The organism is Nocardioides sp. (assembly GCF_964229035.1).
Classification (GTDB): Bacteria; Actinomycetota; Actinomycetes; order Propionibacteriales; family Nocardioidaceae; genus Nocardioides.
On the sequence record NZ_CAXRAZ010000049.1, the window covers coordinates 10,508 to 31,822 of the forward strand.

Consider the following 21,315-nt stretch of genomic DNA (forward strand, 5'->3'; position numbering starts at 1 on the left):
GATCCTGCCGCGCCCGTGTTCCCCGTGCTCGACTCGCTGCGCGCGGTCGGAGCGCTCGCGGTGCTGACGACCCACGTCGGCTTCTACGCCGGCGAGTACGGCGACGGCACTTGGGGCGCCTTCCTCGCGCGCCTCGACATCGGCGTGGCTCTCTTCTTCGTGCTCTCGGGCTTCCTGCTCTCCCGTCCCTTCCTGGACCGCGCCGCGCGGGGCCGGACGCGTCCCCGCGTCCGGCGCTAACTGTGGAAACGGGTGCTGCGGGGCGTACCGGTGTACGTGGTCGCCGTGGTCGCCGCGCTCCTGCTCCTCGACGAGAACTCCACGACCGGGCCCCGTGACTGGATCGTCACTCTGACCTTCGCAACGACCTTCGTCGATCCCCTTCCCCCGGCGGGGCTGAGCCAGATGTGGAGCCTGGGCGTCGAGATGACCTTCTACCTTGCGCTGCCCCTCATCATGCTGCTGGCCACCGGACGGCGCTGGCGGCCGATGCGCGTGCTGGCGGTGATCGCCCTCATGGTGATCCTGTGCGTGTGGTGGCACCTCGAGGGCGCACGGGCGGCCGACCGCATCAGCGACGGGCCGCCCCTGCAGTGGCTGCCGGCCTACCTGACCTGGTTCGCCATGGGTATCGCCCTCGCACTCGCCCACGTCGTCCGCGGCCACGGTGGCTCACCGCGCGCAGCAGCGCTCGCGGCCCGCGTGCTCGACCTCGGGCGCCAACCCGGCACCTGCTGGACCCTCGCCGCCGGGCTGATGCTCGTCGCCACCACGACCCTCGCGGGCCCCGTCCTGCTGGAGCCCGCCAGCCCGGCGCAGTCGCTCACCAAGAACCTGCTCTACGCGCTCATCGGCGCACTGCTGGTGCTGACCGGCATCGGTGCCGAGGGTTCGTCGCGCTTCGCCCGGGTGTTCTCGGCCCGGCCCGCGCGCCATCTCGGCATCACGTCCTACAGCCTCTTCTGCGTGCACCTGCTGATCCTCGACCTCGTGGCACCGGCGCTCGGGTACGACCTGTTCGAGGGCCACTTCTGGCGCCTCTGGGCCATCACGCTCGGAGCGTCGCTGATCGCGGCCGAGGTGGCCTACCGCCTCGTCGAGCGCCCGACCATGCGCCTCAAGGACCTGCGATGGCCCGCCCGGAGGATCGGAAGCGCCACCAGCGGGACCAGCGCGAGGTGACCGACCCAGACGATCTGACCCGCCCACCCGTCGGGTGAGGCCCACGGGCGCAGCGAGTAGACGAGGCCGGCCAGGAGCACGGGGAGGGCGAGCAGCCACGGCAGTGCGTCGTCCGACAGGCTGCGACGGCGGGCCAGGGTGATCGCCGCCCCCACCACCGCGGCGAGCAGGAGACCGGAGGTCCCTGCGACGAGGACGGCGACGGCTGTGCTCACCGCCCACGCCGGCGCGGCCGGGAGGTCGCGATCGGCGAGCGCCGGTGCCGCGGAGGTGGCACCGCGGAGCCCCGCCACCGCCGCCAGGAGCACGAGAGCGAGCACGATCCCGCCGGCGAGGCCAAGCCGGTAGGGACGATCGGGCGCGAAGACCATCGTGGCGCTCGCTGCCCGCTCGGCATCCGGCGGGAGGACGAATCCCTGCTGCCAGCCGTCCAGCGTCACGGCGGCGAGCTCAGCGCCCGCCGATCGGCCGCTCCAGCCGACGTTCGCGCTCTCGCGCACGGCGACGACGGTCGAGCCGGCGCGGCCGTCCGCAGGCCCGACTCCGAGTCGGCGCACCACCGGTCCGTCGGGGCGCACCGTGGCCGACCCGACCGACGGCTCCCCGGGGTCGTCGACGGCGCGCAGCACGATCGTGTCGGCGACCGACGTCGCGGAGGCCGCCGCCGTGACCTCGACCGGCCCCGCCAGGGGCGTCACCGTCGCATCGGCGTCGCAGGGCTCGGCCGGCACGACCGAACCGGCGGCCAGACGTCGGGGGGAGGCGACCAGCGCGGTGCGGAGCACACGCCCGGCCACCTGCACCTGCGGGCCGGTGCCGCAGGCGAACCTCACCGGCGCGGCGGGCAGGGTGAGGGGCAGCACCGGGAGTCCGCGGATGCCGATCTCACTGACTCCCACGGGCGTGGGAGCCACCTCGCCACCGTCACGGGCATCGACCACCTCGCCCGCCGTCTCGGCGGCCAGCACGGTGATCGTCACCCGGTCGGCGCGCACCGGCGGCACCCGTACGGTTCCGTCGGCGTCGAGATCGGTCTCGCGGCGGGTGACGGTGCGACCGTCGGAGAAGTCGAGGGCCACCCTGGTCGGACGACGCGCAGCCACCGCACGATCCAGCGCGAGCGTCAGGCCGCTCACCCGTCGGACCCCGAGCCACCCGACCCGCAGCGTCGGTCGCTCGTCGCCGAGCGATGCCAGCCAGGCGGTGCCGGGGTCGCCGTCGATCGCCGCGACGGCGCCGGCTCGTGGATCCGCCAGCGCAGTGGACGACGCCGCGACCGACGCGGGCTGTCCTTGCAGGACGAGCTCGTCGAGGGCGGCGCCCCCGCGCGGGACGGCGCGCACGCTCGCCTCGTAGGTGCGGGCCTCGGGGAGCTCGAAGGACCGGGCCAGCCGCAGTCCGTCCTCGCCGGTGCGCGCGTCGCCGGCCGCGCACCGAGCGGCAGCGCCCACCCGCACGCAGCCGGTGCGACCGTCGCGGTCGGCGCGCAACGACACGACGTCCGGCGCACCCCACCGGCTCGGGAGCCTCGGCAGGTCGAGCACGCGCCGCAAGCGGGCCCCGGGGATGACCACCTCGGCCAGCCGCAGATCACCGGTCGGTTCGGCCTGCTCGACCGCGATCCATCGCACGGTGCCGTCTGCGCCCCTCGGCAGACGCACCTCCCGCGACCCGCCCGGGCTGATCGTGACGGCACGACCGGCTCCCTGGTCGGTGACCACCCGCAGCCGTTGCTCGGAGGCGTCGTCCGGTGACCGCAGCCGCACCGACGTCACTGATCGCGGCGCCGACAGGTCGATGCGCCAGCTCGGCGTCGGGTCGCCCGGGGCCGAGCGCCAGGCGGTGTCGACGGAGCCGTCGACGGCCGCATAGGCGAGCCGGCCGCGGTCGCTGCCGCCGGCCGCGTCCGCGTCCGAGGCCGCCGAGGTGGCGGCGATGGCACGCGCGCCGACGAGACGGGCGGTCGTCGACCAGCGATCATCGCGATCCTCGGCGTCGAGGACGTCGCGCACCGGACCGAGGATCCGGGAGCGGTCGCCTGGTGTGAGGGTGGCCGAGGCGCCGTCGTGGATACGGGAGAAGAGCCGTTCGCGCGCTCGCAGCCCGTCGGTGAGGACGACGCGGCGCGGGCGGGCGGTGCGATCGCCCTCGACGTCGGCGGCGAGTCGCACCGGCGCGGCGCCGATGACACCGGCGTCGGTGAGATCAGCGAGGTCGTCGGACCCGGCCGCGACCACACTCGGGTCCGCGACGGAGACCGCCGGGGAGGACCCCTGGACCGCGTAGATCTCGACCGCCGGCCGCGCGGTGCGGCGTCCGGCGTCGAAGACGATGCGGCGACCCGTCGCGACCGTGACCTGGTCGCCGCCGAGGACGGGGCCGAAGGAGGCGACGCGCACGAGCCCCGGCGAGGCAGCGATCGCCTGCTGTACGAGCGCCGGCGACGGCACGTCGTCGGACGGTCGCAGGTCGTTGCGCACCACGACCTGCTCGACACCGGCGCGGCGCAGCGCCGCGGTGAGTCCGGCCGATCCCCGGCCCTCGGCGAAGCGCCGCTCGAGGCCGTCGAGCATCCGGATGAGTCCCGGCTCCGCCAGGATGCCGACGCTGCGGACCGCCCAGCGCGATCCGGCCAGCCACTGCATGGGCTCGTCGCGCGGATCGCCCCAGAGGTACTCGGCGAAGGCGGAGCCCGGCACCACGAGCGTGGTGCCGCCGGTGGAGCGGCGAGCGACGTCGGCGGCCGCCTGGCGCCAGTAGTCGGGCACGCCGAGCGTGGCGCCCGCAGCCTCGGCGCGGCCGGTGATCACGGGCGAGGCGGTGCCGACGATGCCGAGCACCACCGCCGCCACGAGGACGACGGCATCGCGCCGGGCCGCCCGATCCGCGCGCGCCGGACGCGCCGGTGCATCCGCGTCCGAGGGGGCCGCTGGATCCGTCGCCCCCACCCTCCCTCGCGCGATCACCCGGTCGAGGGCGAAGGCGAGCCCGATCAGCAGGGGAACCCGAACGACGGGGTCGAACTTGTGCACGTTGCGCAGCGGGGCGAGCACCCCGTCGAGCTGGGCCGACACCTCGCCGGCGAACCATCCCTGGACGGCGCCGTGGTGGCCGGCCGCCACGAGCAGCACGCCGGTGACCAGACCGAGCACGAGGAAGGTGCGCTGGGGCGTGCGCCGGTCGAGCAGTCCGACCAGGCCGACGACCACGATCACGGCCGTGTTCACCGCGAGCCAGCCGGTGGTGATGATGTCGTTGCCGGCGCGGGAGGCCGGGTCGAGGTAGGGCACCCAGTGCGAGGTGCCGCGCAGCACGTCGAAGAGCGTCGTCGGGAACGTCGTGAGCGCGCTCGTCTCGGTGTAGTCGAGGAACGGGGGGCTGACGCGCCCCATCACGAGCAGCGGGACGATCCACCAGGCCGTGCCGAGGGCGGTGAAGACGGGCCACCAGAGCAGCAGCGCGCGACGCCGGGCGCCCGGCGTCCGGGTCAGGATCCACACCGCCGCCAGCGGCACCACCGCGAAGGACGCCGCGGCGTTGACGCCGCCCACCATCGCCACCGCCAGCCCGGAGAGCGCGGCCGCGCGGCGCGGGGACCCGCGCTCGGCACCGACGACCAGCGGCAGCAGCACCCACGGCGCCACGGCACTGGGCCACACCTCGATGGAGATCGGTCCGAGCGAGGTCAGCATGCGCGGGGAGAACGCGTAGGCGAAGCCCGCCGCCAGGCAGGCGAGGTCCGAGCGCACGCCCAGCGCCCGCGCGAGGCGCGCCAGCCCGACGAGTGCCACACCGAGCACGAGCGACTGCCACAGCCGCTGCACCACCCACCCCGGGATCCCGAGCGTGTCGAGCAGCGCGAAGAACGGCCCCATCGGCCACAGGTAGCCGTGGGCCTGGTTCTGCACCTGGCCGAAACCGCCCTCGGCGTCCCACACGTGGAGGGCGCGCGAGAGCCAGTCGAGGGGCGCTGCGACGAGGTCGAACTTGGTGTCGGGCACGAGCAGCCCGGCATCCTGCACGAAGAGCAGTCCGACGACGAGGACGCAGCACGCGACGAGGCGGCTGCGGCGGATCGGCGGGAGCGGGGTCGGCGCGGTGATCACGCCACCTCGTCGGCAGGCACCGGCCGCATCTGGGCCGGAGTGTCGCGAAGATCGCCGCGGAAAATGGCCGATCGGTCAGACTTCCCGCGATCGTCCAGCACGCCGTTAACCTACAGGTAACCTCCCTCACATGGAGGTTTGGGAGGACCTCCGGGGGAGGGACGTCGTCGTCCTCAGCTGGCGCGATACGCGCAATCCTGAGGGCGGCGGGGCGGAGCTTTACCTGGAGAAGGTCACAGCAGGTCTGGTCGAGCGGGGCGCGCGCGTCACCGTGTTCACGGCGGCGTACGCAGGTGCGCCGGCCGACGAGGTCGTGGACGGCGTCCGCTACGTGCGCCGCGGCACCAAGATGACGGTGTACCTCGAGGGCATGCGGGCGCTGCGGCGCGGCGACCTCGGGGCGCCGGACGTGGTGATCGACGTGCAGAACGGGCTGCCGTTCTTCACCCGGCTCGTCACGCGCAAGCCCGTCGTGGTGCTCGTGCACCACGTGCACCGCGAGCAGTGGCCGGTGGTCTACCCCGGCCTGACCGGCCGGGTCGGCTGGTGGATCGAGAGCAGGCTGGCGCCGTGGCTCTACCGCCGCTGCCGCTATGTGGCGGTCTCGGAGGCCACGCGCGACGAGCTCGCCGAGCTGGGGGTCGACCCCGCGCGGGTGAGCGTCGTCCACAACGGCACGGAGCCGGCCCCGCTGACGGTGCCCGGCAAGGCCACCGCGCCCACGGTGGCCGTGGTCGGTCGCCTGGTGCCGCACAAGCAGGTCGAGCACGCGATCGACGCCGTGCTCGCCGCCCGCGCGCTGCACCCCGGCCTCACGCTCGAGGTCGTGGGCGACGGATGGTGGCGCGAGGAGCTCCTCGCCTACGCCGAGCGCCGCGGTGCCGGCGACGCCGTGCGCTTCCTCGGCCACGTCGATGAGCAGACCAAGCACGAGGCCTACGAGCGGGCGTGGCTCCTGCTGCTGCCCTCGCTCAAGGAGGGCTGGGGCCTGGTGATCGGCGAGGCCGGCATGCACAGCACCCCCGCCATCGCCTACCGCTCCGCCGGCGGCACCCGGGAGTCGATCGTCGACGGCGTCTCCGGCGTGCTGGTCGACGACCGCGTGGCCTTCACCGCCGCACTGCTCGAGCTGCTCGACGACCCGGTGCGGCGCCGCGAGCTCGGCAAGGAGGCGCTCGACATGAGCCACGCCTACTCATGGCCGCGGGCGCAGGCGGCCTTCGCCGCCGTGATCGACGAGGCGGCCGGGCGCCGTCGCACCCTGCGGCTGCGGCGCGCGAGGGCGCTCGCCGCGGCAGGCCGGCACTGACACGCAGCGCAGGCCGCACGACAACGACGACGCCCCCGGAGCCTGGCTCCCCGGGCGTCGTCGCCTGCGTACGTCGGATCGCTGAGCGCGACCCGTCAGCGGATCAGTTGGAGCCGTAGCTCAGACCGACCTTGCTGACGTTGACCGGAGACTGCTCCGGTGCCGCGGTCTGCGCGTTGACGACGCCGACCACGGTCGCGGCGGCGACGGCGCCGCCCACGATGATGCTCACGATGGTTCCCATCTCACCCTCCCTCAAAGGTTGCACCGAGGTTAACAGCGCCGGGAGGCGCGACCGGCCGGCCTCAGGGGGTACCGGGACCTTCGTCCCGGTCATTCGGACCGAACGCCCGACGTCGGCGCAGCGCGTCGCCCGCCACGCCGAGGGCTCCTGCTCCGAGGCCGACCAGCCAGGCCAGCCAGGCCGTGACCACCACGGTCTCCCCCACCCCGTGGACGACGCCCGGTGCACGCTCGGCGGCGACGGGCGGGCCGTCGAGCCGCAGGACGCGCAGGCCGCCCGCGGCGGCCACCTCCTCCCCCGCCAACGCCGGCACCCGGTCTGCCGCGGGGGCTGCGTCGTCCACGACGACGGCGCCGACGCCGAGGGCGAGCAGCGCGCGGGTGCGCTCGGTGGCGGTCGGCTGCTGGAGCGCGGCGGCGGCGCTGCGCACCCGGGGGTCCTCCCCGGGGAGCGCCCGCCCCGACACGACCAGGACGTCGCTGGAGAGGAACGGGCGACCCAGGTAGCGGCCGAGCGGGTCGAAGACGATGCGGCCGTCGTTCCAGCCCGGCGCGCGGAAGGCGCTCAGCGGCAGCACCAGCAGGTCTCCCGGGGTCGGGTCGCGCTGCAGGTCGGCGCGCACGCTGGCCCAGGCGGCCGGGTAGTGGGCCGGGGCCAGGCGGCCCGTCGCTCCCCACGCAGCGTCGGGCAGCAGCGCGATCGGGAGCAGCAGCACCCCCGGCAGCGCGGCCGCCGCCGCCGGACGCACCCGCTCGAGCGCGAGGGCCACGCCGTTGCCCACCAGCACCGCCAGCAGCGGGGCGCAGAGCACGAGCGAGCGTCCGCCGTCGCGCATCACCGCGAGCCCGGGCACGTGCTCCCCGAGGCGGCCGAGCAGGTCAGGCGCCGCCCAGGTGGCCACCGCCGCCAGCCAGCCGAGCGCCCAGCACACCAGGAGGACCCGTCGCTCACGCTGCGGCGTCGTCGACCACCAGCGCCGCGCGCCGGCCGCCGCCAGCGCCCCCAGGACCAGCAGCGTGATCCACCCGAGCGCACCCGCACGGGAGTCGGGCACCACCTCGGCGTTCCACACGCCGCCGAGCGTGAGTGCGGCGATCGGGGCCGGCACGGATCCCTCGTCGTTGAGCGCGAAGGCGCGTGCGCCGGCCGGATCCACCGCCGCGCTCCCGGCGTGGACCAGACCCGCGACGACCCACGGGGCGTTGGCCAGCGCGAGGAGGGCGAGGAGCGTGAGGCGGGCGCGCAGTGCGCCCCGTCCCGGCAGTCCCCGGCGCCCCGCGCGGGCGAAGACCGGCGCGCCCGCCGCGAGCGCCACCGCCGAGGCGATACCGGCCGAGGCCGACAGGCTCGCGAGGGGCAGCACCAGGAGCAGCGCGGACGGCGGGGCGTCGTCCTCGCGCCAGCGACGGGCGAGCAGGATCAGCCACGGCAGGAGTCCGTAGCCGAGGAGCACCGGCCAGTGCCCGATGAGCAGCCGCTCGACGACGAACGCGTTCCACTCCACGAGGACGACGACCGCCAGCCGCGCGAGGAGCGGCGCGCGGATCAACCGGGCGGCGCCCGTGCCCGCCGCCACGAGGGCGCCCAGCAGCACGAGCTTCTGCAGCAGCAGCCCCGGGACGACCTCGTCGAGTGCGGCGACGACCGCGTCCGACGGCACCGCGCGGGGCAGGCCGCTGCCCAGGCCGAGGGTGTCGCGCAGCAGCTCGAGGTCCGGCACCCACACCATGTCGTAGGTCAGCACCGCACCGGGCGCGAGGGCCGGGCCGAGCAGCACCAGCGCGGCCGCGATCGCGACCCCGAGGACGACGAGCGCCTCGCCCCCGACGGGGGTCGCGGTGCCCGATCGGGCCTCCCCTGCCGACACCTGAGCCACGTTCCCCCCTTCTGCCACGTCGCGTTCACCCGCCGTTCGCCGACCCGGTCTCCCGAGCGGTCACCCGACGCGCGCCGAGTCCCATCATCACCCGTGGGCGACCTAGGCTCGCTCCCGTGGTGGCCAGCGACTCAGGACCGACGACCCTCGGTGCCGCTCCCGACCCCGTCGACCCGAGCCGCGGTCGCGTGCTCGACGTGCTGCGCACCACCGGTGGCATCGCGGTGGCCATGGCCATCACCAACGTGGGCACCTACGCCTTCCAGATGGTGGCGGCTCGCCTCCTCGGGCCTCGGCAGTACAGCGAGGTCGCGAGCCTCATGGCACTGCTGATGGTGCTCAGCGTCGTCCAGCTGGGCCTGCAGGCCACGGCTGCGCGCCGCATCTCGGCGGCACCGGAGGACGTCGCGGCGATCGAGCACACGGTGCGCCGCACCACCACCGCCAGCGCGCTTCTCCTGGGCGGGCTCACCCTCGCGGCCGCGCCGCTGGTCTGGCACCTGCTGCGACTCGACGGTCCGCTGCCGTCGATCCTGCTCGCCATCGCGGTGGTGCCCACCACGATCCTCGGCGGGCAGGCCGGCGTCCTGCAGGGTGAGCGGCGCTGGCTGCCGCTGAGCCTCGTCTACCTCGCCGTCGGCGTGCCGCGCGTCCTTGTCGGCGGTCTCCTGCTGGTCGTCTGGCCGAGCGAGACGAGCGCGATGCTCGGCGTCATGCTGGCCTCCTGGCTGCCCGTCCTCGCCGGCCACCTGGCCCTGCGCGAGCGGCAGTCTCGCGGCGGGCCCGACTCCCCCCACGACCGCGAGGTGCGCCGCGACGTGCTGCGCGAGACCGGCGGCAGCTCGCTCGCCCTGCTCGCCTTCCTCGCCCTGTCGAACCTCGACGTGGTCGTGGCCCGCAGCGTGCTCGACGAGCGCGACGCGGGCCTCTACGCCGGCGCGCTCATCGTGACCAAGGCCGTCCTCTTCCTGCCGCAGTTCGCGGTCATCATCCTCTTCCCGTCGATGTCGACGGAGGGTGAGAGCCGCTCGGCCCTGCTGCGCGGCCTGGCGCTGCTGTCGGGCCTGGGAGCGCTCTGCGTCGGCGCCACCTACCTGCTCTCGAGCCTGGCCCTGGTGTTCATCGGCGGTGGTGAGTACGCCGGGGTGCGCGACCAGTTGTGGCTCTTCGCCGCGCTGGGCGGCCTGCTGTCGGTGCTCCAGCTGCTGGTGTACGCCGGTCTGGCCAAGCGGGGGCGCGGCACGAAGTGGCTGACGGCTGCGGGCGTCGTCGCCCTCGTCGGCCTCGGCACCGCCGCCGACACCGTCACGGGGCTCGTGCTCGTCGTGCTCGCCGTCGACACCCTCGTCATCGTGCTGCTGCTGGCCCTGCAGATGCTCCGCCACCGCCGCGCCGCCGAGCCCGCCGTCCCCGCCTGATCACCTGCGCCCGAGCAGGACGCCGACTGCGAGGCCGGCAGCGTGTCGCAGCGCAGCGGAGACACGCTCGGCCCATCCAACTCAGTGCGCGGCGTCGTGCCAGCTTCGTCCGGTGCCCACGGAGACGTCGAGGGGCACGGTGAGGTCGGCGGCGCCGGCCATCTGCTCACGCACCAGCGCCTCGAGCGCCTCGGCCTCGCCGTCGGCGACCTCGAAGACGAGCTCGTCGTGCACCTGCAGCAGCATGCGGGAGGTGAGCCCGGCCTCGCGCAGGGCGGCGTCCGTGCGCAGCATCGCGACCTTGATGAGGTCGGCCGCCGAGCCCTGGATGGGGGCGTTGAGGGCCATCCGCTCGGCGGTCTCGCGCCGCATCCGGTTGTCGCTGGTGAGGTCGGGCAGGTAGCGGCGCCGCCCCATGATGGTCTCGGTGAAGCCGGTGCGCCGGGCCTCCTCGACGACGCCGCCGAGGTAGTCGCGGATGCCGCCGAAGGTCTCGAAGTACTCGTCCATCAGCCCGCGGGCCTCGCTGGCGTCGATGCCGAGCTGCTGGGAGAGACCGAAGGCCGAGAGCCCGTAGGCGAGGCCGTAGTTCATCGCCTTGATCTTGGCGCGCATCTCGGGGGTGACCGCGTCAGGTTCGACGTCGAAGACCCGCGAGGCGGTGGCGGCGTGGAAGTCGCGACCGGAGCGGAAGGCCTCGATGAGCAGGGCGTCCTCGGAGAGGTGCGCCATGATCCGCATCTCGATCTGGCTGTAGTCGGCCGTCATCAGCGAGGCGTAGCCGGGGCCGACCACGAAGCCCTCGCGGATGCGTCGCCCCTCCTCGGTGCGCACGGGAATGTTCTGCAGGTTGGGGTCGGTGCTGGAGAGCCGGCCGGTGGCGGCGATGGTCTGGTGGAACGTGGTGTGGATGCGGCCGTCGGGCTGCACCGTCTTGAGCAGGCCCTCGATGGTCTGGCGCAGCCGGATGACCTCGCGGTGGCGCAGCAGGTGGGCCAGGAACGGGTGCTCGGTGGCGGCGTAGAGGCCCTGCAGTGCGTCGGCGTCGGTCGTGTAGCCGGTCTTGGTGCGCTTGGTCTTGGGCATGGCCAGCTCCTCGAAGAGCACGACCTGCAGCTGCTTGGGCGAGCCGAGGTTGATCTCGCGCCCGATCACCTCGTAGGCCTGCTCGGCCTCGCGGCGCACCTCCTCGCCGAAGTGCTGCTCCAGGCTCTCGAGGTGGTCGGTGTCGACGGCGATGCCGGTGCGCTCCATGGCGGCGAGCACGGGCACGAGCGGCAGCTCGACGCTGCTGAGCAGCTCGTGGCCGCCGGCGCGCTCGACCTCGTCGGCGAGCTCGATCGAGAGGTCGAGCGCCGCACGCGCGGCCACCGCGGCGGAGCGGGCGGCAGCCCTGTCGGTGCCGTCACCCTCGCCGCCGTCATCGGCGAAGAGCACGCCCTGGTCGTCGTCCGCCGGCTTCTCGAGCTCGCGGTGGAGGTAGCGCAGGGTGAGGTCGGCGAGGGCGTAGGAACGCTGGTCGGGGGCGACGAGGTAGGCCTCGAGCGCGGTGTCGTCGGCGACCCCGGCCAGGCTCCAGCCGTGCGCCGCGAGCGCGTGGGCCGGCCCCTTGGCGTCGTGCAGCACCTTGGGCGCCGCCGGGTCGGCGAGCCAGGCGGCGAGCGCTGCGTCGTCCTCGGGGGTGAGGGTGGTGGCGTCGACGTAGGCGGCGCGGCCGTCGGCGAGCGCCAGCCCGAGGCCGTCGACGCGGCCCGTGCCGCTGCCCCACGCACCGGCCACGTGGACGCCGACCCGCTCGCCGCTCGCGCTCGCGATCCACGGCGCGAGGGCACCGGCGCCGAGGATCTCGAGGTCGAGCTCGATGCCCTCGGCCTCCACGGGCTCGTCGTCGCTGGGCGCGACGACGTCCATGATCCGGGTGCGCAGCTCGCCGCGGAACTCGAGGGTGTCGAGCAGCTCGAGGGCGTCGGAGCGGCGCCACTCGCGGCGCTGGAGGTCGGGCAGCCCGACCCCGAGCGGCAGGTCGCGCACCAGCGCGTTGAGGCGTCGGTTGCGGATCACGTCGCCGAGGTGCTCGCGGAACGCCTCACCCTTCTTGCCGGTGATCTCGTCGGCGCGGGCGATGACGTTGTCGAGGCCGTCGTAGGTGTTGATCCAGCGGGCCGCGAACCCGGCACCCACCCCGGGCACGCCGGGGAGGTTGTCGGAGGTCTCACCGACGATGGCGGCGAGCTCGGGATAGCGGTGCGGCGGCACGCCGTACTTCTCCTCGACCGCGGCGGGCGTCATGCGCGCGAGGTCGGAGACGCCGCGCATCGGATAGAGCACGGTGGAGCGGTCGGTGACCAGCTGCAGGGAGTCGCGGTCGCCGGTGAGGATGAGCACCTCGGCCTCGTCGTCCTCGGCCAGGGTCTGGGTGACGAGGGTGGCGATGATGTCGTCGGCCTCGAAACCCTCGAGCTTGATGAACGGGATCGAGAACGAGTCGAGCATCTGCTCGATCAGCGGCAGCTGGCTGCCGAACTCGTCGGGCGTCTTGTTGCGCTTGGCCTTGTACTCGGCGTACTCCTCGGTGCGGAAGGTGCGACGCGAGACGTCGAAGGCGACCGCCACGTGGGTGGGCTGCTCATCGCGCAGCACGTTGACCAGCATCGAGGTGAAGCCGAAGACGGCGTTGGTGCTCTGCCCGGTGGCGGTGCTGAAGTTCTCCACCGGCAGCGCGAAGAAGGCGCGGTAGGCGAGCGAGTGGCCGTCCAGAAGCAGCAGTCGAGGCACCCGGCGAGCCTACCGACGACCACCGACGCCGCCCGACCCGCGGGCCGGACCGTGCGGGTGGGCCTTCGTCGTCCACCACTAGGGTCGAGCGCATGAGCGACGCGAGCCCGGAGCAGATCCTCGACCACCTGCGCAGCAACATGGGTGCGCTCGCCGACCGCATGGGCATCGTCGTCACCGAGGCCTCGCCGGAGCGCGTCGTGGCCACCATGCCGGTGGAGGGCAACACCCAGCCCTACGGCCTGCTGCACGGCGGCGCCTCGGTGGTGCTCGCCGAGACCGTCGGCTCGATCGCCTCCGCCCTCAACGCCGGGCCAGGCCGCTTCGCCGTCGGCGTGGAGATCAACGCCACCCACCACCGTTCCGCCACCTCCGGCACGGTCACCGGCGTGGCCACCGCGCTGCACGTCGGTCGCACCATGGCCAGCTTCGAGATCGTCGTCACCGACGACGCAGGCCGCCGGGTGTGCACCTCGCGCCTGACCTGCGCGCTCATCGACCGCGACCCGACGCCGGCGGGCTGAGGCTCAGAGGCGGTCGCCCGGGCCGGCGAGCCGCTCGGCGCGGGCGCGACGCAGCGAGCGTCGCGCGGTGAGCACACGGGCCCGGTTGGAATCGGTGCCGGTGACCCCGGCGGTGATGCCGGCGGCCGTGGGCCGCTGCGGGGTGAGCCGCGACCGCAGCAGCGTCGTGGGCGCGATGCGGTAGGACACCACCGGCGCCAGCCCGAGGCGCGCCATGAAGCGGTTGGCCTCGCGCGAGGCCTGCGGCACGGCCGTGATCACGTGGAGGATGCCGTTCTCCTCGGCGAAGGCGGCGGCCGCCTCCATGAGGGCGTGGCCGACGCCGTGGCGACGGTAGTGGTCGAACACGCGGGGGTGCACCGACTGCACGCACGGCTCGAGGTTGATCGGCGACAGGGTGGCGATGCGCAGGTAGACTGCCCCGGCGACCTCGTTGTCGTACTCGACGACCACAAGGCGCTGCTCGGGCGAGGACGACGCCGCCTTGATCACCAGCTCGAGATCGGCGACCTGCTCGGAGGGGTCGGCCTTGCGGACGACGTCGTTCCACAGGCGGGCCAGCGTCGCGGCGTCCTCGCGCGTGGCGAAGCGGGTGACGAGCGAGTACCGGCTCATCGCACACCTCCTGCAGTCGTGACCGCGGTGCGGGCGGCCACCGGGCCGCAGGCACCGCCACCCCGCGGGCGGCAGGGTGATCGCCGGCGGATCCGAGCCGACCGGAGCACCCACACTACGCTCCTCCCGACGGCGGCGGACCGAGATCCCCAGGTTCGACCGGGCGCCCGCGCTCCCCCGCCCGCCGCACCCACCGCACCAGTCCCGAAGAGACGAGGCCACCTGTGATCCCGGGCACCGGAACCGCCGTCAACGTCGCCGCCGTGCTCGCGGGCAGCCTCGTCGGCCGTCTGGCCGGCGACCGGCTGCCGGAGCGCACCCGCTCGCTGGTCACCGACGGGCTCGGGCTCGTGACCCTCCTCATCGCCGCGACCTCCGCGATGGCGGTGCTGGACCCCGCCCTGGCGGCCTCGGTGGGCGACAGCGCACCGCTGCTCATCATGCTCGGCGCGGTGCTGCTGGGCGGCATCGCCGGGTCGCTGCTGCGCCTCGAGCACCGCGTGGAGGCGCTCGGCGGCTGGCTCCAGCGCCGCCTGGCCCGCGGCGCGGCCAACGAGGAGCGTCGCCGCTTCGTCGAGGGCTTCGTGGTGTCGTCGCTGATCTTCTGCACGGGCCCCCTCACCATTCTGGGCGCCCTGAACGACGGACTCGGCCGCGGTGCGGAGCAGCTCTACCTGAAGTCGGCGCTCGACGGCTTCGCCGCGATCGCCTTCGCGGCCGCCTTCGGCTGGGGAGTCGCCGCGAGCGTGGTGACGGTGGTCGTCGTCCAGGGTGGGCTGACGCTGGTGGGCCTCGGCCTCGGCGACGTCCTCCCGGACGCCGAACTGGCCGCCGTCACCGCCACCGGTGGGCTGCTGCTCGTGGGCGTCGCCCTCCGACTGCTCGACCTGAAGCCGATCGCCGTCGCCGACCTCCTGCCCGCACTGCTGGTGGCGCCCCTCCTCACCGCCGCCGTCCACGCCCTGCGCTGACCTGCCTCGCGACCCGGCTGTTACGAGCGCATGACGACATGCGCGACATCGTGGAGTCGCTGACCAGCACGGAAGGCAGGGCCTAGAGTGCCGCCATGCGTTCGACCCGGCTTGCTGCCCTCGCCCTGTCCACCGTTGCCGCCCTCTCGCTGACCGCCTGCGGTTCGGGCGACGGCGACGCCACCGATGCCGGCGCCGCGGGCGGCACCCTCAAGGTGTGCTCCGACGTGCCCTACCCGCCGTTCGAGGACTTCGACACGTCCAGCGACCTCGGCTTCAAGGGCTTCGACGTCGACATCGTGGCCGAGATCGGCAAGCGCCTCGACAAGAAGGTCCAGATCCAGGACTCCTCCTTCGACGCGCTGCAGAGCGGCAGCGCCCTCAAGGGCGGCCAGTGCGACCTCGCTGCCTCGGCGATGACGATCACCGAGGACCGCAAGAAGAACCTCGACTTCTCCGACGGCTACTACGACTCCAAGCAGTCCCTGCTCGTCAAGACCGGCAGCGACATCAAGGGCATCGGCGACCTCGACGGCAAGAAGGTCGGCGTGCAGCAGGGCACCACCGGCAAGACCTACACCGAGGAGAACGCGAAGGGCGCGAAGATCGTGACCTTCCCCAGCGACGCCGAGATGTTCCAGGCCATCAAGGGCGGCCAGGTCGACGCACTGCTGCAGGACCTCCCGGTGAACCTCGACCACACCAAGGACGGCGAGTTCGCCGTCGTCGAGACCTACGACACCGACGAGCAGTACGGCCTGGCGATGAAGAAGGGCAGCGACCTCGTCGAGCAGGTCAACGGAGCGCTGAGCGACATGCGCGAGGACGGCACCTACGAGGAGATCTACAACAAGTACTTCGAGGTGAAGTGAAGCGCACCACCCGCCGTCGGCTGACGATCACGGGGATCAACCTCGCGGTCGTCGCCTTCGTGGCGCTCGTCGCCCTCACGGTCGACTGGGGCAACGTCCGCGCCAACTTCTGGAACCCCGACGGCACCACCTTCGACGGCGGCAACTGGGGTGACCTGATCACCACCGGTGTGGTCAACACGATCAAGTACACGGCGATCGCATTCGCCGGGGGCCTCGCACTCGCCCTGGGCCTCGCGCTCGCCAGGCTCTCGCCCATCGCCACGCTGCGCTGGATCGCGACCGCCTACATCGAGTTCTTCCGCGGCCTGCCGGCGCTGATCGTCATCTTCTTCTTCGGCCTCGGCCTGCCGGTGGCGATCCCCGGCTGGAACCCGCCCGGCGGCTTCGTGGGCTCCGGCCTGATCGCGCTCATCGTGGTCGCCGGCGCCTACATCGCTGAGACGCTGCGCGCCGGCATCCAGGCCGTCCCGAAGGGTCAGGCCGAGGCAGCTCGCTCGCTCGGCATGAGCGGCGGCGCCACGATGGTGCGCGTCGTCCTGCCGCAGGCGTTCCGCGTCGTCGTCCCGCCCCTGACCAATGAGTTCGTGCTCCTCATCAAGGACACCGCGCTGCTGTCGGTGATCGGCGTGCAGATCGGCCAGCGCGAGCTGACCACGGTGGCCCGCGACTTCCAGAGCTCCGGTCCCACCGCCGGCACAGCCACCAGCCTCGTCCAGGCCGCCCTGCTCTACCTGATCATCACCATCCCGCTCACCCAGCTCGTGGCCTGGCAGGAGCGCCGGCAGAGGAAGGCGACCCGATGAGCACGCCCCCGAGCAGCACCGTGCCGGCGATCGACGTCCGCAAGCTGTGCAAGAGCTTCGGCGACAACGAGGTGCTCAAGGGCGTCGACTTCCACGTCGACCCCGGCCAGGTGGTATGCGTCATCGGGCCCTCGGGCTCGGGCAAGTCCACGCTGCTGCGCTGCGTGAACCGGCTCGAGGAGCCGACCTCGGGTCAGGTGCTCGTGGAGGGCATCGACATCTGCGACCCCGAGACCGACCTCGACCAGGTGCGCTCGCGCATCGGCATGGTGTTCCAGCAGTTCAACCTCTTCCCGCACCTGTCGGTGCTGAAGAACCTGACGCTGGCCCAGCGCACGGTGCGCGGTCGCGGCAAGGACGAGGCGGTCGAGATCGCCCGGCGCAACCTCGCCAAGGTCGGCCTGTCGGAGAAGGAGGACGCCTACCCCGCGCACCTCTCGGGCGGTCAGCAGCAGCGCGTCGCGATCGCCCGCGCTCTGTCGATGGACCCCGACATGATGCTCTTCGACGAGCCCACCAGCGCCCTCGACCCCGAGCTCGTCGGCGACGTGCTCGCCGTCATGAAGCACCTCGCGAGCGAGGGCATGACGATGATGGTCGTCACCCACGAGATGGGCTTCGCCCGCGAGGTGGGCGATCACCTCGTCTTCATGGACGGCGGCGTCGTGGTCGAGGAGGGCCGGCCCGCCTCTGTGCTGGGTGAGCCCCAGCACGAGCGCACGAAGGCGTTCCTCTCCAAGGTCCTCTGACGGACCACTCCCCTCCCGGCACCACAGACGACGAAGGGCCCCGCCAGCGGCGGGGCCCTTCGTCGTCGGTCGCTGTGATCAGCCCTCGACGTCACCGCCGAGGTAAGCGGCCTTGACGGCCGGGTCGACCGCGAGGTCGGCACCCTTGCCGGTGCGCACGATGGCACCGGTCTCGAGGATGTGGGCCTCGTGGGAACGACGCAGTGCCTGGGCGGCGTTCTGCTCCACCAGCAGCACCGTGGTGCCCTGGCTGTTGATCTCGGTGATGATCGAGAAGATCTGCTGGATCAGCTTCGGAGCCAGGCCCATCGACGGCTCGTCGAGCAGCAGCAGTCGCGGGCGCGACATGAGCGCACGGCCGATGGCGAGCATCTGCTGCTCGCCGCCGGACATGGAGCCTGCCGCCTGCTTCTCCCGCTCGCGCAGCCGCGGGAAGAGCGTGAACACACGCTCGACGTCCTCGGCGTAAGCGGCTGACTTGCGGTCCTTGCGCAGGTAGGCGCCCATGTCGAGGTTCTCGCGCACGGTCATGCCCGGGAAGCAGCCGCGTCCCTCGGGCGACTGGCTGATCCCGCGCTTGACCCGCTCGTAGGGCGGCAGGTGGGTGATGTCCTCACCCTCGAAGCGCACCGCGCCCGCCCGCACCTTGCGCAGGCCGGAGAGGGTCTTGAGCGTGGTGGTCTTGCCGGCGCCGTTGGCCCCGACCAACGAGGTGACCGTGCCCTCCGGCACGCCGAAGGAGATGTCGCGGATGGCCTCGATGTGCCCGTAGTTCACGCACAGGCCGTCGACCTCAAGAAGCATCTTCTTCCTCCACACCCAGGTAGGCGGCGATGACCGCCGGGTTGTCGCGGATCTCGTCCGGCGTGCCCTCGGCGATCTTCTGACCGAACTCGAGGACGACGATCCGGTCGGTGACGCCCATCACGAGCTTCATGTCGTGCTCGATGAGCAGGACCGTGAAGCCGGCATCGCGCACCTTGCGGATGAGCTCCATCAGCCGCTGCTTCTCCGCAGGGTTGAAGCCGGCGGCAGGCTCGTCGAGGCAGAGCAGCTTGGGGTTGGTCGCCATGGCGCGCGCGATCTCGAGGCGACGCTGGTCGCCGTAGGACAGGTTGGACGCCAACTCGTCGTGACGCGCCGTGATGCCGACGAGCTCGAGCAGCTCCCTGGCCCGAGCGGTCGCTTCGGCCTCCGTGCGACGGTGGCGCGGCGTGCGCAGCAGCGCGTCCCAGAAGCCGACCCGACTGTGCGCGTCTGCTCCGACCATCACGTTCTCGAGCACCGTCATCGACTTGAACAGCCGGATGTTCTGGAACGTGCGAGCGACACCGATCTTGGTGATCTTGTGCCGCTTCATCTTGGTCAAGGTGCGGCCGTCGAAGCGCACGGCGCCCGAGGTCGGCTGGTAGACGCCGGTCATCACGTTGAAGCACGTCGTCTTGCCAGCGCCGTTGGGTCCGATGAGCCCGAGGATCTCGCCGCGGCGGATCTCGAAGCTCACCTCGTTCAGCGCGGTGAGTCCGCCGAAGCGGAGAGTGACGGCGTCGACCTCGAGCAGGGCGCTGCCGACACCCTCACTGGGCACCGCCGGTGCAGGCTTGGTCAGATCAGGCACGGTCAGCCTCCTGGATTTCGCCCTCTTCGAGGGCTTCGATCTCGGCCTCAGCCGCCTTGGCGCGGCGCGCACGCCGCGGAGGCAGCAGACCCTCCGGCCGCCAGATGGCCAAGATGGTCAGCGCCACTCCGAAGACGAGCAGGCGATAGTCCTGCAGCTCACGGAAGCGCTCAGGGAGGTAGGCCACGATCGCGCCACCGGCGATGGCGCCCCACCGGTTGCCCGAACCGCCGACGATGACGGCCGCCACGAAGAGCATCGACAGCAGGAGCGGGAAGCCGTCAGGACTGATGAAACCACCCTGGCCGCTGGCCAGGAAGCTGCCCGAAAGACCGCCGATCGCAGCGCCGAGGGCGAACGCCATGAGCTTGAATCGGAAGGTGGGCACACCCATCAACTCGGCGGCATCCTCGTCCTCGCGGGTTGCCTCCCAGGCACGACCGACGCGACTGGCCTTCACCAGACGGTCACCGATGAGCACGAGCAGGAGCGCGGTGAGGATGAGCCAGTAGTACGGGATCGCGTCGAGCGCGCCGAAGACGAGGAAGCGAGTTTCGCGTGCGTCCGAGATGGAGGGGACGAGTCCGTTCCACTCCAGCTTCGGGATTCCGAAGAGCCCGCCGGGCTCGAAGGGCGGCTCCGGCGAGGGTCCGATGTTGTTCGGGTGCGGGATGTCCTTGATGCCAGCGGAGGCTCCGAGCCACTCGATGTTCTTCACCGCGATGCGGATGATCTCGCCGAAGCCGAGGGTCACGATGGCGAGGTAGTCGCCACGCACCCGCAGAGTCGGTGCGCCGAGGATGACGCCGGTGATCATCGTGACGACGATGGCCACAGGAAGCGCGAGGAAGAACGGCCAGCTGCCGTGGTACACCGTGAGGACGCCCGTGGTGTAGGCGCCGGTGGCGTAGAACCCCACGTAGCCGAGGTCGAGCAGGCCGGCGTACCCGATCACGATGTTGAGGCCGAGGGCCACCAGCGCGAAGGCGGCCACCCGGAACATCACGCCACCGAAGTCGATGTCCTGCGTCGTGATCACCGGCGGACGCAGGAGGGGCAGCGCGTAGACGAAGACGACGGCCAGGGTGACCCAGGCGATCTTCGCGATGCGCGGCTGGGCCTGGTATCGCTCGACCACGGTGTCCCACCGCTGACCGATGTTGAGGTTCGCAGCCATCACGCACGCGCCTTTCCGAGGGACTCGCCGAGCAGGCCCGAGGGCCGCACGAGAAGAATCAGGACCAGCAGCACGAAGGCGACGACGTCCTTCCAGTCGGAGCCGAAGACCGCCGAGCCCCAGGCCTCCATCACGCCGAGCACGATGCCGCCGAGCAGGGCACCGCGCAGGTTGCCGATGCCGCCCATGACTGCCGCGGTGAACGCCTTGACGCCGAGGATGAAGCCGGCGTTCTGACGCGTCGAGCCGATCTTCATCATGTAGAGGGTTGCGGCGGCGCCAGCCATCAGACCACCGATGAGGAACGTCATCTGCACGACGCGGGTCGAGTTGACCCCCATCAGCGCGGCCGACTCCGGGTCCTGCGCCGTGGCGCGGATGCCTCGTCCGAACTTCGTGCGGCGCACGAACTGGTCGAGGGCGACCATCATCAGCAGAGCCGCGACCACGATCACGAGGTCGACGTCGGTGACGGTGTAGCCGCCGATGTTGAACAGCCCCTCGGGCTGGATGGCGACCGGGTTCGAGTAGACATCGCGGGCCTTGCCGGGCGCCACGTAGTCGGCCAGGTTGTCGTCGAGACCGACCCAGCCGGCGAAACGGTCGCGCAGGCCCATCGCCTCGGCGAGGGCGAACGAGGCGCCGATCGCCGAGATGAGCGCGATGAGCTTGGGGGCGTCCTTCTTGATGAGCGGGCGATACGCCACGCGCTCCAGCAGCAGGGCGACCGCAGCCGACACCACCATGGCGGCCACCAAGGCCGCCAGCAGGATCGGCAGGGCCCGCCCGAGCGACCAGGTCACCGAGTCGGTGCCGTGGAAGAAGATGAATGTCCACGCCACTGCGAAGGTCCCGAACATGAAGACCTCGGAGTGGGCGAAGTTGATGAGCTGCAGGACGCCGTACACCATCGTGTAGCCGAGGGCGATGAGCGCGTAGATCGCGCCGAACACCAACCCGCCTGCGGTGAAGCTGAGGAAGTCGTCAGGACTCCCGAACAGCGCGCCGAAATCCAAGGGACTTCCCTTCGAGTGACTGGATCTGGGTCAAGGTCGGCCGTGGGCGGGGGCGGG

Annotated in this window: 16 protein-coding genes and 1 pseudogene; 8 read left to right on the plus strand and 9 right to left on the minus strand. The window is 72.4% G+C overall.

Translation table 11 applies throughout. The features are described from left to right. The first annotated feature begins 24 nt into the window (after positions 1-24). Positions 25-1,182: pseudogene (locus ACERUN_RS15235) on the plus strand (acyltransferase family protein). On the opposite strand, the gene ACERUN_RS15240 reads toward ACERUN_RS15235, so the two are convergent. Continuing rightward, positions 1,086-5,288 (minus strand): alpha-(1->3)-arabinofuranosyltransferase family protein, encoded by a 4,203-nt coding sequence (locus tag ACERUN_RS15240; RefSeq protein ID WP_370290884.1) that lies wholly within the window; start codon positions 5,286-5,288, stop codon positions 1,086-1,088. The pseudogene ACERUN_RS15235 and the gene ACERUN_RS15240 overlap by 97 nt on opposite strands. Positions 5,289-5,418: 130 nt before the next feature. On the opposite strand from ACERUN_RS15240, the gene ACERUN_RS15245 reads away from it, so the two are divergent. Beyond that, the gene (locus tag ACERUN_RS15245) at positions 5,419-6,597 is read left to right on the plus strand and encodes a glycosyltransferase family 4 protein (protein ID WP_370290885.1); all 1,179 of its coding nucleotides are present in this window, start codon (positions 5,419-5,421) and stop codon (positions 6,595-6,597) included. 103 nt (positions 6,598-6,700) lie between these two features. Here ACERUN_RS15245 and ACERUN_RS15250 read toward each other — a convergent pair whose 3' ends face one another. Both ACERUN_RS15250 and ACERUN_RS15255 read right to left on the minus strand, forming a co-directional pair. After that, positions 6,701-6,841 (minus strand): hypothetical protein, encoded by a 141-nt coding sequence (locus ACERUN_RS15250; protein WP_370290886.1) that lies wholly within the window; start codon positions 6,839-6,841, stop codon positions 6,701-6,703. A 61-nt stretch (positions 6,842-6,902) separates the two neighbouring features. Beyond that, entirely contained in the window at positions 6,903-8,717 is a 1,815-nt protein-coding gene (locus tag ACERUN_RS15255; RefSeq protein WP_370290887.1) for a hypothetical protein, read from the minus strand. 116 nt (positions 8,718-8,833) lie between these two features. Here ACERUN_RS15255 and ACERUN_RS15260 point away from each other — a divergent pair, with 116 nt between their 5' ends. Continuing rightward, entirely contained in the window at positions 8,834-10,135 is a 1,302-nt protein-coding gene (locus ACERUN_RS15260; protein WP_370290888.1) for a lipopolysaccharide biosynthesis protein, read from the plus strand. Between the two features lie 81 nt (positions 10,136-10,216). Here the strand turns inward: ACERUN_RS15260 and polA are convergent, their stop codons facing one another. Continuing rightward, a complete protein-coding gene (gene polA, locus ACERUN_RS15265; protein ID WP_370290889.1) occupies positions 10,217-12,910 on the minus strand; it encodes a DNA polymerase I in 2,694 nt (897 codons plus the stop codon). A gap of 92 nt (positions 12,911-13,002) precedes the next feature. On the opposite strand from polA, the gene ACERUN_RS15270 reads away from it, so the two are divergent. Beyond that, entirely contained in the window at positions 13,003-13,434 is a 432-nt protein-coding gene (locus ACERUN_RS15270; protein ID WP_370290890.1) for a hotdog fold thioesterase, read from the plus strand. A 3-nt stretch (positions 13,435-13,437) separates the two neighbouring features. Here the strand turns inward: ACERUN_RS15270 and ACERUN_RS15275 are convergent, their stop codons facing one another. Further along, positions 13,438-14,049 (minus strand): N-acetyltransferase family protein, encoded by a 612-nt coding sequence (locus tag ACERUN_RS15275; RefSeq protein WP_370290891.1) that lies wholly within the window; start codon positions 14,047-14,049, stop codon positions 13,438-13,440. A gap of 224 nt (positions 14,050-14,273) precedes the next feature. Here ACERUN_RS15275 and ACERUN_RS15280 point away from each other — a divergent pair, with 224 nt between their 5' ends. The 4 genes from ACERUN_RS15280 to ACERUN_RS15295 all read left to right on the plus strand — a co-directional run bounded on the left by ACERUN_RS15280 (position 14,274) and on the right by ACERUN_RS15295 (position 17,447). Continuing rightward, positions 14,274-15,020 (plus strand): DUF554 domain-containing protein, encoded by a 747-nt coding sequence (locus ACERUN_RS15280; protein ID WP_370290892.1) that lies wholly within the window; start codon positions 14,274-14,276, stop codon positions 15,018-15,020. Positions 15,021-15,115: 95 nt separating this feature from the next. Then, positions 15,116-15,892: a transporter substrate-binding domain-containing protein gene (locus ACERUN_RS15285; protein WP_370290893.1), complete on the plus strand. Its 777-nt coding sequence runs from the start codon at positions 15,116-15,118 to the stop codon at positions 15,890-15,892. Beyond that, entirely contained in the window at positions 15,889-16,698 is an 810-nt protein-coding gene (locus tag ACERUN_RS15290; RefSeq protein WP_370290894.1) for an amino acid ABC transporter permease, read from the plus strand. Before ACERUN_RS15285 ends, ACERUN_RS15290 begins: the two co-directional genes overlap by 4 nt. After that, positions 16,695-17,447 carry an amino acid ABC transporter ATP-binding protein gene (locus ACERUN_RS15295; RefSeq protein ID WP_370290895.1) on the plus strand — a complete coding sequence of 251 codons (753 nt, stop codon included), beginning with the start codon at positions 16,695-16,697 and terminating at the stop codon, positions 17,445-17,447. Before ACERUN_RS15290 ends, ACERUN_RS15295 begins: the two co-directional genes overlap by 4 nt. 78 nt (positions 17,448-17,525) lie before the next feature. On the opposite strand, the gene ACERUN_RS15300 is transcribed toward ACERUN_RS15295, so the two are convergent. From ACERUN_RS15300 to ACERUN_RS15315, 4 genes are read right to left on the minus strand one after another with little or no spacing between them, the layout of a single operon-like run. Then, complete coding sequence (locus ACERUN_RS15300) at positions 17,526-18,251, minus strand: ABC transporter ATP-binding protein (RefSeq protein ID WP_370290896.1); 726 nt, start codon at positions 18,249-18,251, stop codon at positions 17,526-17,528. Next, positions 18,241-19,065, minus strand: coding sequence for an ABC transporter ATP-binding protein (locus ACERUN_RS15305; RefSeq protein WP_370290897.1), 825 nt, complete (start codon positions 19,063-19,065; stop codon positions 18,241-18,243). The genes ACERUN_RS15300 and ACERUN_RS15305 overlap by 11 nt, the downstream gene beginning before the upstream one ends. Next, positions 19,058-20,242, minus strand: coding sequence for a branched-chain amino acid ABC transporter permease (locus ACERUN_RS15310; protein WP_370290898.1), 1,185 nt, complete (start codon positions 20,240-20,242; stop codon positions 19,058-19,060). The genes ACERUN_RS15305 and ACERUN_RS15310 overlap by 8 nt, the downstream gene beginning before the upstream one ends. Continuing rightward, on the minus strand, positions 20,242-21,258 hold the full coding sequence (locus ACERUN_RS15315; protein ID WP_370290899.1) for a branched-chain amino acid ABC transporter permease: 1,017 nt from the start codon (positions 21,256-21,258) through the stop codon (positions 20,242-20,244). Before ACERUN_RS15315 ends, ACERUN_RS15310 begins: the two co-directional genes overlap by 1 nt. Between the last annotated feature and the right edge of the window lie 57 nt (positions 21,259-21,315).